This is a genomic window from Paralcaligenes sp. KSB-10 (assembly GCF_021266465.1).
Taxonomy (GTDB): domain Bacteria; phylum Pseudomonadota; class Gammaproteobacteria; order Burkholderiales; family Burkholderiaceae_B.
In genome coordinates, this window is record NZ_CP089848.1 from 4,350,707 (window position 1) to 4,364,332 (window position 13,626).

9 protein-coding genes are annotated in these 13,626 nt (G+C 59.7%); 8 read left to right on the top strand and 1 reads right to left on the bottom strand.

What is annotated here, in order from left to right; all coding sequences use genetic code 11:
* The first annotated feature begins 42 nt into the window (after nt 1-42).
* The 6 genes from LSG25_RS19930 (at nt 43) to LSG25_RS19955 (ending at nt 7,958) form a co-directional block, all read left to right on the top strand.
* Complete coding sequence (locus tag LSG25_RS19930) at nt 43-2,352, top strand: molybdopterin oxidoreductase family protein (protein WP_232742603.1); 2,310 nt, start codon at nt 43-45, stop codon at nt 2,350-2,352.
* Nucleotides 2,353-2,466: 114 nt separating this feature from the next.
* Entirely contained in the window at nt 2,467-3,228 is a 762-nt protein-coding gene (locus tag LSG25_RS19935; RefSeq protein WP_232742604.1) for an SDR family NAD(P)-dependent oxidoreductase, read from the top strand.
* Nucleotides 3,229-3,585: 357 nt separating this feature from the next.
* On the top strand, nt 3,586-4,896 hold the full coding sequence (locus LSG25_RS19940; RefSeq protein ID WP_232742605.1) for an MFS transporter: 1,311 nt from the start codon (nt 3,586-3,588) through the stop codon (nt 4,894-4,896).
* 97 nt (nt 4,897-4,993) lie between these two features.
* Entirely contained in the window at nt 4,994-5,896 is a 903-nt protein-coding gene (locus tag LSG25_RS19945; RefSeq protein ID WP_232742606.1) for a LysR family transcriptional regulator, read from the top strand.
* 169 nt (nt 5,897-6,065) lie between these two features.
* Nucleotides 6,066-7,079, top strand: coding sequence for a succinylglutamate desuccinylase/aspartoacylase family protein (locus LSG25_RS19950; RefSeq protein WP_232742607.1), 1,014 nt, complete (start codon nt 6,066-6,068; stop codon nt 7,077-7,079).
* 3 nt (nt 7,080-7,082) lie between these two features.
* A complete protein-coding gene (locus tag LSG25_RS19955; protein ID WP_232742608.1) occupies nt 7,083-7,958 on the top strand; it encodes an MBL fold metallo-hydrolase in 876 nt (291 codons plus the stop codon).
* Nucleotide 7,959: 1 nt separating this feature from the next.
* On the opposite strand, the gene LSG25_RS19960 is transcribed toward LSG25_RS19955, so the two are convergent.
* The gene (locus LSG25_RS19960; protein ID WP_232742609.1) at nt 7,960-8,943 is read right to left on the bottom strand and encodes a tripartite tricarboxylate transporter substrate binding protein; all 984 of its coding nucleotides are present in this window, start codon (nt 8,941-8,943) and stop codon (nt 7,960-7,962) included.
* Nucleotides 8,944-9,125: 182 nt separating this feature from the next.
* On the opposite strand from LSG25_RS19960, the gene LSG25_RS19965 reads away from it, so the two are divergent.
* Both LSG25_RS19965 and LSG25_RS19970 read left to right on the top strand, forming a co-directional pair.
* Nucleotides 9,126-10,046 (top strand): LysR family transcriptional regulator, encoded by a 921-nt coding sequence (locus tag LSG25_RS19965; RefSeq protein WP_232742610.1) that lies wholly within the window; start codon nt 9,126-9,128, stop codon nt 10,044-10,046.
* A 193-nt stretch (nt 10,047-10,239) separates the two neighbouring features.
* Nucleotides 10,240-13,581, top strand: coding sequence for an acetate--CoA ligase family protein (locus tag LSG25_RS19970; protein ID WP_232742611.1), 3,342 nt, complete (start codon nt 10,240-10,242; stop codon nt 13,579-13,581).
* Nucleotides 13,582-13,626 lie beyond the last annotated feature (45 nt).

A 13,626-nucleotide genomic window follows, 5' to 3' on the forward strand; every position in this document is an offset into this window, starting at 1 on the left:
CGCTCTTACATGCATGCTCAAGATTTCATTGAGGGGTACTGTATGCAGTCTAGAATCGATTCCAATCTTGGCATTGCTGGAGAGCCCGATGAGTGGGTGCATTCGGCCTGTGTCTTGTGCTCCAATGGATGTGGTCTTGACATTGCCGTCAAGGATGGCCGCATTGCGGGGGTTCGTGGATCTGCCCATCATCCTGTGAATTTCGGCCACCTGGGGCCCAAGGGTTTGCATAGTTGGGTCGCCAATAATTCAAAGCGCCGCGGCACGACACCGATGATTCGCCGCAAAAAGGGTGAGCCGCTACAGCCGGCAAGCTGGCCTGAAGCCATGGATTTTTTCATCGAACGCTTCACGGATGCGTGGAAGCAGGGGCATCAGAACCTGGGTTGCTACAACTCGGGGCAGCTCACTCTCGAGGAGCTCTACACTCTGGGCAAGCTTTGGCGCGGCGGCCTGCGTTCGTCCAACATCGACGGCAATACGCGCCTGTGCACGGCAACTTCCGCGACAGGGCTCATGGCGAATTTCGGAACGGACGGCCCGGTTGCTTCCTACGTCGATATAGACCAGGCGGACTTGCTGTGCCTATATGGCCATAATGTGGCCGAGGCGCAGACCGTATTGTGGGAGCGCATGCTGGCCGCGAAGCGGAAAAACGGTGGCCGGATCATCGTGGCCGATCCTCGCAAAACCCCGAGCGTGCGTCAGGGAGCGGACCTGCATCTGCAATTGCGTGTCGGGACCAACGTGGCCTTGATGAATGGGATTGTTCATCTACTGATCGAGCGCGGCTGGGTGGATCGCGAATTCGTCGCGCAGCACACAGTCGGCTTCGCCGAACTTGAAACAGTGGTTCGCGAATATCCACCGGAGCGCGTGGCCGACATCTGCGGCATCGGCACAGAGGACTTGCAGACGGCAGCCGAATGGATCGGAACCACGCCGCGCATGGTCTCGACCGTGTTGCAGGGCTTTTACCAGAGCGTCGAGGCAACCGCCTCGTCGTCCATGGTGAATACGGTGCATTTGCTTACCGGCGCCATTGGCAGGCCTGGCGCTGGCCCGCTATTGATGGCGGGACAGCCTTCGGCAATGTGCAATCGCGAGACAGGGGCGGGCGGCTCTTATCCGGCCTATCGAAACCCTCATAGCCGCGCCCAGATGATGGATTTGTGCGAGCACTGGAATCTCGACTCCGACACATTCCGTCCCGAAATGCCCAAGGATATCCTGTCGATGATGGAGATGGCCGAACGCGGCGAAATCGAGTTCATGTGGGTAGTCGGTACTAACCCGCTGGTCAGCCTGCCCGATCAGAACCGGACGGAACGCATCCTCAGAAAGCTGTTCCTGGTAGTGCAGGACCCATTCATCGACGCTGAAACCGTCGATCTGGCGGATATTTATTTTCCGGCGGCGATGTGGGGCGAAAAAGCCGGTTGCATCACGAACGCGGATCGCAGCGTCAATCTTCTTTTGAAAGCGGTCGAGCCGCCCGGACAGGCCCGCAGCGATTTTGAAATTTTCGCGGAAGTGGCAAACAGCCTGGGCTTCAAAGATCGCGATGGTGCTCCCTTGATCTCCTTTGCGGGGCCGCGGGATGCCTTCGAGGAATGGCGCAAGGTGTCCAAGGGCAGGCCATGCGATTACTCTGGCATGACCTACGAATTGATCCTGGAAATGGGAGCGGTGCGTTGGCCGTGCAACGAGCAGCATCCCCGCGGTTCCGAACGGCTTTATGGAGATCTGAAATTCTGGACCGGCATCGACGAGTGCGAAAGCTACGGCGTTGATTTCCTGACCGGCAATGTGACGAGCCGTGCCGGCTACGAACGAATCGACCCCAAGGGCAAGGCATTTCTCAGGCCCGTACACTGGCGGCGGCATCCGAACCCGACCTCGGAGGAATATCCGTTTATATTGAATACCGGCCGTGTCGTGTATCACTTCCACACCCGAACGAAGACCGCACGCTCCTCGGTGCTCAATCAACGGGCACCGCACCCCTATGTCGAAATTCATCCGACCGATGCGGCCCGCCTGCGGATCGGGCTCGGGGATATGGTCGAGATCACGTCGCCTAACGGTCGCTGGGAAGGGGTGGCAATGGTGGTGGATACGGTTCGTCCCGGAGAAGTGTTCGTTCCCTTCCATTATGGCCAGGGCGCACAGTCGGCCAATCAGCACACTTGGTATGCGCGCGACCCTGTCAGCCATCAGCCGCAGCTGAAATCCTCGCCGGCCGCCGTCAGGCGGATTAGTTTCGGGCAGCCGCAGTCATGGCTGCTGGCGCGCCTTGCGGAACTCAATGGCGAGATTATCGAGCCGTTTGCCGCCACGCACTGTATATAGATCAAAGAGGAACGTTCGAGTCATCAGTTCTTTGCAAGAGTTTGATGTGACGATTAATACCTACAAGCCGAAACTCTTGTGGCATGAAGTTGGCAGCTCGAACGAGGAAGCAAAATGAAGTATTTGAATTATCCCGTAGAAAGGTCGGTGGTCATTGTTACCGGTGGCACTCGAGGTATTGGAAAGGAGATCGTCAAGCAGTTGGCGGAAGAAGGGTATGCCATCTTGTTCACTCATTCGAATTCCGATCAGGACGCGCGAAATCTGGAAATAGAGCTCGCAGGCCTGGGCTCAAAATGCCGCGCCCTGCGTATTGATGTATCCTCGGACCAAGCCGCCTCGAAAATTTTCGAGGCGGCGGAAACGCTGGGTGTCGTTACGGGCCTGGTCAACAATGCCGGTATTACCGGCCCGCTCGGAAAGCTGTCGAAACTGACCGATTCTGCGCTGCAAAGCGTGATTGCCGTGAATCTCTCCGCTCCCATCCGCCTTTGCCGGGAGGCCGCCCAACGCTGGGCAGGGCGTGATTTCAGGTCAACTATCATCAATATTTCATCTGTTGCCGCGCGGTCGGGGTCCCCCGACGAATACGTGGCCTATGCTGCCACAAAAGGGGCAATAGAGACTTTGAGCATAGGCCTTGCAAAAGAGTTGGCATGCCACGGAATCTACGTTAATGCCGTTTCACCGGGAACTATCGATACCACTATTCACGCCCGCGCGGGCGAGCCGGACAGGGCTCAACGCGTGGCTGATCGCGTTCCTCTCAGGCGGCCTGGCGAATCGCATGAGGTCGCCCAGGCTGTCGTTTGGCTGATATCAAACGAGGCGTCGTATATAACGGGTACCGTCTTGTGCGTCGCAGGTGGCTTGTAAGCCAACCTCAAGCCGCCGACTCTGGTCGATTCGAACCTAAGCCCGGCATGGATTGCGTGCCGGCCCGGGCCGCGGCGTGGTTGACGTGAAGTTGTCAATGAAGTCATGGAAATAATCATTTCCAAATAAAGCAGTGCCAATGCGGATGGATTTCTCTTCGCGATGCCTGTAAAACATCACGAGCCACAGGAATCGGTATTGGCCATCCGCATTGTGTCGGCGGACAATTGCCAAACACATAATCCGACTTCAAGACATTGGCTTAAACGGCGGTCGTTTGCACCAGCACTTCAATTAAAGCTGCATGGCACAACAGTCACCGGAAACACCCCTTGGCTTCCACACAGGACGATAATCATGAAAACAAGAGACACGTCGCCGCACTTCCAGCAGGTTGCCGCCGCAGTCATTGGCAATGCGCTGGAATGGTATGACTTCATCGTATTCGGCTTTATGACGGGCATTATTTCGTCCGTGTTCTTTCCCGTAGAGAACGCTTATGCAGGGCTGCTTCTTACGACCGCAAGTTTCGGCGTGGGTTTTGTGATGCGGCCCATAGGCGGTATCTTCATCGGCATCTATGCCGATCGAAAAGGCCGGAAAGCGGCGCTGCAGTTCATCATCGCACTGATGGCCATGGCCACAGCGCTTCTTGCATTCGCGCCGTCTTATGCGGTGATCGGTGTTGCGAGTTCGCTGGTGATTGTGATTGCACGCATGTTGCAGGGCCTTGCAACGGGCGGTGAATTCGCCAGCTCTACGGCACTGTTGATGGAAATCGCCCCACCTGGCCGGCGCGGTCTGTATGGTTCGTGGCAGATGGTCGGGCAAGGGCTTTCGCTGCTTGCCGGCGCGCTGATCAGTACGGCCATCACGCACTTGCTGTCCCATGAGCAGCTGTACGCCTGGGGATGGCGAATACCGTTTGCTGTAGGCCTGCTGATCGCCCCTGTGGGTTTTTGGATACGCAGGCATCTACAAGAGCCCACCACGACTGGCGTCGCCACGGCCGGCGATGAGCTCAGGCTATCGTTTGCACAGGCCTTGCAGCAGCACGGCCGCGCCATGCTCGCGAGCATGCTGCTTACCGCATCGGGAACGATCGCGTTCTATGTGCTGGTCATTTATATGCCGACGTTCGCCAGCGGCCACCTGGGCATCGCACTCGACGATGCCTTCGGATCCCAGTGTCTCGCAATTGTGGTGATGACGGCGATTATTCCCATCTTCGGCGCGCTGTCGGACCGGATTGGCCGGCGCCTGCTGATGCAGGCACCTCTTGTCTGCTATTTGGTATTGCTGATACCGCTTTTCGAGTGGCTGCTGGCCTCGCCAAGTGTGTTCAGACTGATGGTTGCACAAATTGCATTGTGCGGCGTACTCGGGATGTTCCTCGGCCCCTACGCCTGCGCCATTGCCGAGCAATTCTCGGCCAGAGTCCGCTCTACGGGCATGGCAATCAGCTACAACATTGCCGTGATGGTGTTTGGCGGGTTTGCGCAGTTTTTCGTAACATTGCTGATCCATACGACGGGTTCGCTGCTGACGCCGGCCTTTTATCTTACTTTTGGCGCGGTACTCGGCATAGCGGGCAGTTTCCTGCTTGTCGAGGGCACGCAAGGCCATGTGCTGTCAACCGCCAGGCCCGCCGCGGCTAATCTGCGGTAGGCCGCAACCGGCCGGGCGAAGGGTATCGCGGCGGCGGGTGTTACAGTATTCCCGTCTGCACGATACTGTCCACGCCACCTCACGCCCATCAAGGCCTATGGAACTTCGCCATCTTCGCTATTTCATCGCTGTGGCCGAAAGCCGGAGTTTTCGCGTTGCTTCCGAGCGGATTCACGTAACACAGCCGGCAATCACTCGACAGATCCGGGATCTGGAAACCGAGATTGGCGTCACACTGTTCCAACGCACGAGCGTGGGTGTGGTGCTCACGCCGGCGGGCGAATTGTTCCTGCGAGAAACCCACACAGTGTTCTCGCTGCTTGGCGCTGCGACACGTTCCGCGCGACGAGTGGCAGCGGGGTTGGAAGGCAGTCTGCGCATCGGATTCATCGAGAACAGCAGCTGGGATGGCCTGGTGCCCGATGCGTTTGCGCGCTACCAAAGCGAGTCCCCTGGTATACATCTTGAGTTGCTGCCGATGAACTCGCCTGAGCAAATGGAGTCGCTCGTTGCGGGCCATATTGACGGCGCGTTCGTCTATATGCTGGATCCGCTGCCCGCCGGAATTCTCAGCATTCCCCTTGGCCGCAGAGGCGTTCTTCTGGCTGTGCCCAGGCAGTGGGGCTGGCCTCACGACCACGCGGTCTGCGTGAACCAACTCAACGGCAAACCTATCGTAGCCTTTCCCCGCCACACCTATCCCGCGTATTATGACTATCTGCTTGAAGCCTGCAACCTGGCCGGGCTTACACTCGACGTCGTGCAGGAAGTCAGCACCGAGGCAGCCATCCTGTCTCTCGTCTCGGCCGGCATAGGCGCGGCAATTGTGAATGACGGCAACCGAAGCCGGCCACTCGCACGCGTGCGGTTCCTGGAGTTTGCCGACCTGCCGCTGTCGATCCCGCTGGCATTCGCCTATCGGGAGGGGAATCCGGATCCTGCACTGGCGCATTTCATCGCCATGCTGAAGTCCCTGCTTGACGAGGCTGCCGCGGGGTAAATCTGCCGGTGGCGTGTTCATCGGCCACCGTGGGGGCGATGCTTCGCAAGCATCATCCCGTACAGTAATCGGCATTGGATCGAATCGCCCCCACCCCTCATAATTTTGGCAGGACGAAGATGACATGCGCGCCACTGCGCGCATTCAAGGAATCAGGACACTTTGCCGCATGGACACACAAAAATCCCGTATCGCCACGGACATCAACTACGACCGTGATGGCTTTCAAACCGGCACACTGCGCGTGCCGCATTCGGTTGACCGTTCCGGCTATGGCCATATACCCATTCCGGTCGGCGTGCTGAAACAGGGTGATGGCCCAACGATTCTGTTGACGGGGGGCAATCACGGAGACGAGTACGAAGGCCCCATCGCGCTGATGAAGCTATTGCAGCGCCTGCCGGAATCCACCATCAACGGGCGCATCATCGTGGTGCCTGGCCTGAATTTTCCCGCATTCCTTGCGGGAAAACGGACGTCGCCAATAGATCGCGCGAACATGAACCGTGTCTTCCCCGGCAAGCGGGACGGCACAATCACTGAAATGATTGCCCACTACGTAGATACAGAGCTGTTTCCCCGCGCGGATGTGGTCTTCGATATCCACGCGGGAGGGCAGTCGTTCAATCATATGCCCATGCTGTTGCTTTACCCGCCTGAAGGCGATGAGCGGCGAGCCGACTATCTTCGCCTCGTCAAGTCATTCGCGGCACCGCACGCGATGGTGATGGACCTGCTGGGCGAGGACCGCACCTATGGCGCGGCCGTCGAACGCCAAGGAAAGCTCTTCCTGTGCGGCGAATTCGGCGGGTATGGAACGTGCAATCCTGACTGCCTCTCTATCGTCGAGGAAGGCTTGGTCCGCCTGCTGGATGCCTTGGCTGTCATGCCCGATGAAGCCGTTCCTGTTCCACGCTTCGATACGCGTTATCTGCGCGTGAACGGGCAGAAACATTATGTGTTTTCGCCGGTGGCCGGCGTGTTCGAGCCCATGGTCAGGCTCGGTGATTGCGTCGCCAAGGGGCAACTGGCAGGTCAAGTCTTCAATCCTCATACACCATGGGCCGCGCCAGTGGCACTTAGATTTGCCGAAGCCGGCCTCGCCGTGTGCATGCGTTCGCTGGCTGGAGTCCAGGCCGGCGACTGCCTCGCACTGATCGCCTCAGATACCATACTGGCCTGAACCATGAACGACACACCTGCAATCTATCGCGTTGGTAACGCGACCATCACGAAAGTCATTGAAAAACAGTTTTCATTGAAAGCCGCCGTGCTCTTCCCGGATTTCGACCCCGCCGTGATCGACGAGCATGGTTCATGGCTCGCGGGCGCTCACCTGGACGCTACCCAGCAGGGCTTCATTCTAAGCATACACACTTGGGTTGTACGCAGCGGCGGCCAAACCATTCTGGTCGATACGGCTTGCGGGAACCACAAGGAGCGCCTGTTCAGCCCGATCTTTCACCAGTTGAACACACCCTACATCGAGCGTCTTGCGCAAGCCGGCGTAAAACCCGAAGACGTGGATATTGTCCTGCTCACCCACCTGCACGTCGATCACGTGGGCTGGAACACCTCCTTGCGGGATGGCCTATGGGTTCCCACATTCCCGAATGCGCGCTACGTGCTGGCCACCGTCGAGCGTGAATTCTTCGATACGCCGGCCGGAGAATCTCGCCGCATGGTGTTCGAAGACAGCGTACTGCCAGTGATCGAGGCGGGGTTGACAGATGAAATAGGCCCCCAAGGTGGTGAATATTTACCCGGCATCCATTTCCACCCCACGCCAGGACACAGTGTCGGGCACATGTCCATAGAATTCGAGTCGGCGGGTGAGCGCGCGCTCTTTACCGGCGACGTATGGCATCATCCGATTCAGGCGTACCGTCCACATTGGAGTTCAATGTTCTGTGCCGACCGGAGCGGTGCCGAGCGATCGCGCCGCTGGGTGCTGAATCGTGCCGCCGACACGGGTGCCATGTTATTTACCCCGCATTTCGCCGGAACGTCGGCGGGTACGGCATTGCGCGACGGCGAATGCTTTGCATGGCGGTTCTCGTAAATCACTGGCCCTTGATGCCGGCCTTTCGAATCACGTCGCCCCACTTGTCCATTTCGGCATAGATGAACTTGCGGAATTCGGCAGCGTTACCTCGATGTGCTTCCATTCCTTGCGCCAGCAGCCTCTGCGTTATTTTCGGATCCTGCAATGCGCGGTTGATCTCCGAGTCCAGGCGGTCGACGATGGTGTTGGGCACAGCGGCGGGCGCCATGAATCCGTACCAGCCGGATGCGACCACGTTGGGAAGGCCTTGCTCGCGCAATGTCAGGGCTTGCGGGTAGATTTCGCTGCGTGAGACTGATGCGACGCCAAGGGCTCGAAGTTTCCCGCTTTGAATATGCGGCAGCGCCGCCGTGATTGCGGTGAGCGTGGCGTCGAGACGGCCGCCGGCCAAAAGATCCGTGTACGCCGCGACATCGCCGCGGTACTGGACCACCAGGCCTTTCACATCCGCATCCCGTAACAATAGTTCTGCAGCCAAATGGGGCAGCGAGCCGTAGCCTGGCGAGCCGAAGGTCAGGCCATTGGGCTGCGACTTGCCGTAGGCGATCAACTCCTGCGCCGTCTTTACCGGCGTTTTTGCATTGACGACGAGGAAAAGCGGAACTGTAATTGCCATGGCCACAGGCTGAAGGTCCTTCCTGGGGTCATAGCTCAGCTTGCCGTACAGCGCTTCCAGCGTTGAATAGGGTGCCGCGGCGTAGAGGAGGGTGTAGCCGTCGGCGGGCGCGTGCGCCACAAAGTTGTTGCCTACACGGGTACCGGCGCCAGTCTTGTTCTCGACAATGAACGGCTGCCCTAGCCGGTGCCCCAGATAATCCGCGAAAAGCCGCGCGGAGATGTCGTTGGGCCCTCCCGCTCCGTATGGAGAAACAATCTTCACGGGGCTGGATGGCCAGTCGCCTTGCGCAAAGGTACGTGGCACAACACCGCTGCAGAGGCCTGCAGCGGCCGCGCGCAACAGCGTCCGTCGATTCATATTCATGTGTTGTCTCCTGATCGTTCGAATAAGAAGTCCGGCGCGGCATCCAGACGAGAAGGGCCGACGCACACTTCGAAATGCGATAATAGATTCGGCACTCTATTCGGACAAGCTTGAATTTCTTTATCACTTAAAGGTTAAAGTTATAAATCGATCTCCGGCCGCAGACATGCAAAGGACACTCCATGGCACTTGAAGTAACACTGAGGCAATTGCGCGCATTCGTGGCTGTGCTCGAAGGCGGAAGCTTTTCGGAAGCGGCGGACACTATGCATTTGTCGCAGGCAGCGCTTAGTGGCCTCGTCAAGGAACTGGAAAGCCGCTTGGGCGTACGCTTGCTGGATCGCAACACGCGCAGCGTAAATGCGTCTGTGGTCGGCGCGGCCTTCGAGCCTATGGTGCGCCGCGTGCTCGCCAATCTTGATGAAGCACTGGAAAGTGTGACCAACCTCAAGGAGTTGCGCCGTGGGCTGGTACGTGTGGCCGCGCCGGAAACACTGTCCTGCACACTACTGCCTGAACTGATCGCCGGTTACGGGGAGCGCCATCCTGGCGTCGATGTCCGGTTCGACGATGTGCCTATTGAACAAGTACTTTCGAGTCTGCACAGCGGCAGCGCGGACATCGGCTTCGGCCCGGCGGGCGTGCTGGTGGACGATGCCCTGGAGGCCCACACGTTCCGGATCGATCCGCTCTGGATTGCACTGCGCCAGGACGACCCACTCGCTGCCGGCGAATCGGTGAGCTGGAAGGCTCTGCGCGAGCGGCCTCTGATCAACTACATGCCCAACCTTGCTATCAATGTCCTGAGCCATGTGCCGTATCGTCACCATCCCAAGGAGATAGTGCCGGTGCATCGTGTCAACACAGCCCTTTCCCTGCTGCGAGTGAGGCCGGGCTGCGTGATCTGCCCCTCGATGGCACGGTCGCTCGTGGAGGGTTTCGGCCTGGCCTTCCGGCCCTTGTGCCAACCGACAGTCACCTGGCGCATTGCAATCTTCGCCCGGAGCCGATCGTCCCTCTCTCCCGCGGTGGAGAGCTTTCTGGATTTCACGCTCGAAGCCGCGACAAGCTGGGATAGCGGCTGCCTGCTCCGTTCCCGCTAGCCGGGCCGTGTGCAGTTCGAATAGGAAGCGGCATTTTCAATAAATAAGATGAGCTTATAGAATCATCGAAATTCTCGTCTTGTCTTATAAAATGCGGCCGGTTATCTTAGGCAGCCAAGCCTCGGGTGTCCGCGTGTTGCAGATGCCGGCAGCATCCCGCTGGGGCATTTCTCGAACCCTCGCCAAGCAGCTCATGACCTTGCCAGATCTCGACTCTTTTTTGTCACCCTGTTCCATCGCCGTCGTCGGCGCTTCGTCCATTGCCAGCAAGATCGGCGCCGTGCCTGTGCGATACCTGGTTGAACAGGGCTACCTCGGCGAGATATATCCGATCAATTCCCGGGCCGATGAAATCGAGGGCCGGCGCGCCTTCGCTTCGTTGCGAGCGGTGGGCCGGCCGATCGATCTGGCAATTTTCGCGATCCCTGCCTCCAGCGCCGAGGCCGCGCTGGATGATGCGATCGGGGCAGGTGTGGGGAACATTGTCATGTTCTCTGCCGGATTCGCGGAAATGGGAAAGAAGGGCGAGGCCGCGCAACGCGAGTTTGCGGACCGTGCGCGCGCAGCCGGCATCCGGGTGCTGGGGCCGAACTGCCTGGGCTTCATGAACGTCGCCCGGTCGGTTTATGCAACGTTCTCTCCAGTGGTATCGACGGGGCTGGCCAAGCCCGGCAAAGTCGGCATTGTCAGCCAGAGCGGGGCGTTCGGAGCTTATGCATACGCCATGGCACGCCAACGCGATGTCGGCCTCTCCATGTGGGTGACTACCGGCAACGAGTCGGACATTGGGGTGGCCGATTGCATCGCGTGGATGGCGCGCGATCCGGCTACGCAGGTCATCATGGCCTACCTGGAGGGATGTCGGGACGGCGATAAGCTGAGGCAGGCCCTGGACTTGGCGCGTGCCGTGGGTAAACCCGTGGTGGTTGTGAAGGTGGGCCGGACCGCGCTCGGCGCCATGACAGCCGCTTCGCATACCGCGGCATTGGCGGGCGACGACGCAGCCTACGAGGCGCTCTTTCGTCAGCATGGGGCCTGGCGGGCGCGCACGATAGAAGAGTTTTTCGATATAGCCCATTGCCTGGCCGTTTCCGGCTTACCGACCAATACGCGGGTCGGCCTGCTGACCGTCTCTGGCGGGGTCGGGGCCATGATGGCGGACGATGCGGCCGAGGCGGGGCTCGACGTCGCCACGCTGCCACCCGCCGCGCAAGATCTCATCCGAGCCCGCGTGCCGCTTGCCGCCACCAACAACCCCGTTGACGTAACAGGCCAGGTAACGGCCGAACCCGGCCTGCTCGAAGCGGCTGCCCGCGTGATGCTGGGCGATGCCGGCCATGGCAGTCTGCTCATTTTCCTTGCCGCGTTTGGCAGCACACGCGCCATGCAGCACATTCAGCAAAAGTTGGCGGAGGACTTGCGGCGCGATTTTCCGGGGCGATTGGTGATGTTCAGCACGCTGGCCGACGCCACACAGCAGCGAGCGCTCGAGGCATTGGGATGCCTGTGCTTTCCTGACCCGGCCCGGGCGATCCGTGTCCTGGCTGCCATGGGTTTCTTCCACATGCAATTTCAACGGCCAGCGTCGGTGCCGAGTCCGGCCCGAGCGGCTGTTGCCCTGCGTCCCGGCCCGTATAACGAGGCCGATGCGATGGAACTGCTGCGTGATTTTGGAATACCCACCGTACCCATCCGTCACGCACAGTCCCGGGACGATGCGATTACCCATGCGTGCGCGATCGGCTTTCCGGTAGCGATGAAGGTGCTCTCTGCCAATATCATGCACAAGAGCGATGTTGGCGGCGTTGCCCTGAATATCCGCGATGTGGGCGAGGCCGGTGCCGCCCATGATCGAATCATGGCTGCGGTAGGCGCGGCGCAGCCCGCCGCGCATGTGGAGGGTGTGCTGGTTGCGCCTATGATTCGAGGCGGCATAGAGTGCATTCTCGGCGTGCGCCGGGACCCGGTCTTGGGCCCTGTAGTGATGCTCGGCACGGGTGGCGTGAATGTCGAGTTGCTGGGCGATGTGGCTTTCCGTCTCGCGCCGGTGGACCATCGGCAGGCGCGCGAAATGATCGGGGAGCTGAAGACGGCCCCGCTATTTTCCGGCTTTCGCGGAGCACCGCCCGCGGATGTGGCAGCTCTGGCCGATGCCATCGTGCAGGTCTCACATTTTGCGCTCTCGGCCGGCAGTGCGCTGGACTCGGTGGAACTCAACCCATTTGTTGTGCTGCCCGAGGGCCAGGGTGCGCTCGCCCTGGATGCGGTTCTGCAGACTTGTGCCTTGCCGCCCGTGTCTTCAGCCACCCGGCTAACGGTGATTGCCACCTTGCCGCTTTTCGAGATGGCGCGCATGCGTGCCTCGAACACTCCCCGCAAGCATGCCATTCAGGGCTTTGCCGGCGACAGCCCCGCATCAAGAATGCGCTGGGTGAACCAGTTCACGCATACTCGGCGATTGCGAAGCCCGCACGACAGGGAAGTCGTCACGCCGAACAATGACACGCTCTTCACGAACGCCTGGCTTGATCTTTCGGCGGGTCCGCTGGTCATCGATGTGCCGGAGATGGGTCAGCGATACTGGGTGCTTGGCTTTCTTGATGCCTGGACAAATCCATGGGCCTATGCCGGACGGCGGACCACCGGGGGCGATGCGCAACGTCTGTTTGTCCATGGGCCGGGCTGGACTGGGGATGTACCGGCCGGGATGCACCGCATAAGCGCTCCGAGCGACGATGTGTGGATCATTGGCCGCATCCTGGTGGACGCAAACCCCGCGGACCTTGCCAAAGTCCATGCTCTGCAGGATCGCTTTGCAATTCGCCGGCTCGATGCCGCCTCGGCGTTGTCGCGCATCGACAGCTTGCTTGAAGACCACGGCACCGGTGTGCCGGATGCTCATGAATACCTGCGTGTGCTGGAATCGATGCTGGCCCGCAATCCGTCGCCCGTTCCGCTGCCGGAATGGCCGCCGGCATTGGAGGAACTCCAAAACGCTTTGACCAATGTTTACACAGAACTGCGTGAGGTCGCGCAGCCTTCGAAGTTGGGTGGAGGCTGGACGACCGCCGTCGCCGTGCGAACCAGTTTCGGAGACGATATCGTGACGCGGGCGCGCGTGGCGCGCAACTGGATCGGAACACTGGGCATCGACGAGGCGATGTACATCATGGCTGAGGTGGATGCGGAAGGCGATGCACTCACCGGCGCGCGGCGCTATGTGCTGCGCTTTCCGCCTGGCGCCGGGCCGCAGGTGGGGGCATTTTGGTCGATTACCCTTTATCGCCGCAGCGATTGCCTGCTCGTGGCCAATCCTATCGGCCGGCACTCTATCGGCGACAGGACGCACGGTTTGCAGCACGATGCGGATGGCAGCCTGGGCATCTCGATCCAGGCTGACGATCCGGGGCCGGGAAAAAATTGGCTTCCTTCGCCAGCCGGAGAAGGGTTCTACCTGACCTTGCGGCTTTACCAGCCACAACGCGAGCACCTTGAAGGCACTTTCAATTATCCCCCGTTGCGGCGGGTGGGATGAAGCTGGAGAACACCGTGATGGAAAAGGACGTTCACGTCGTTTCCG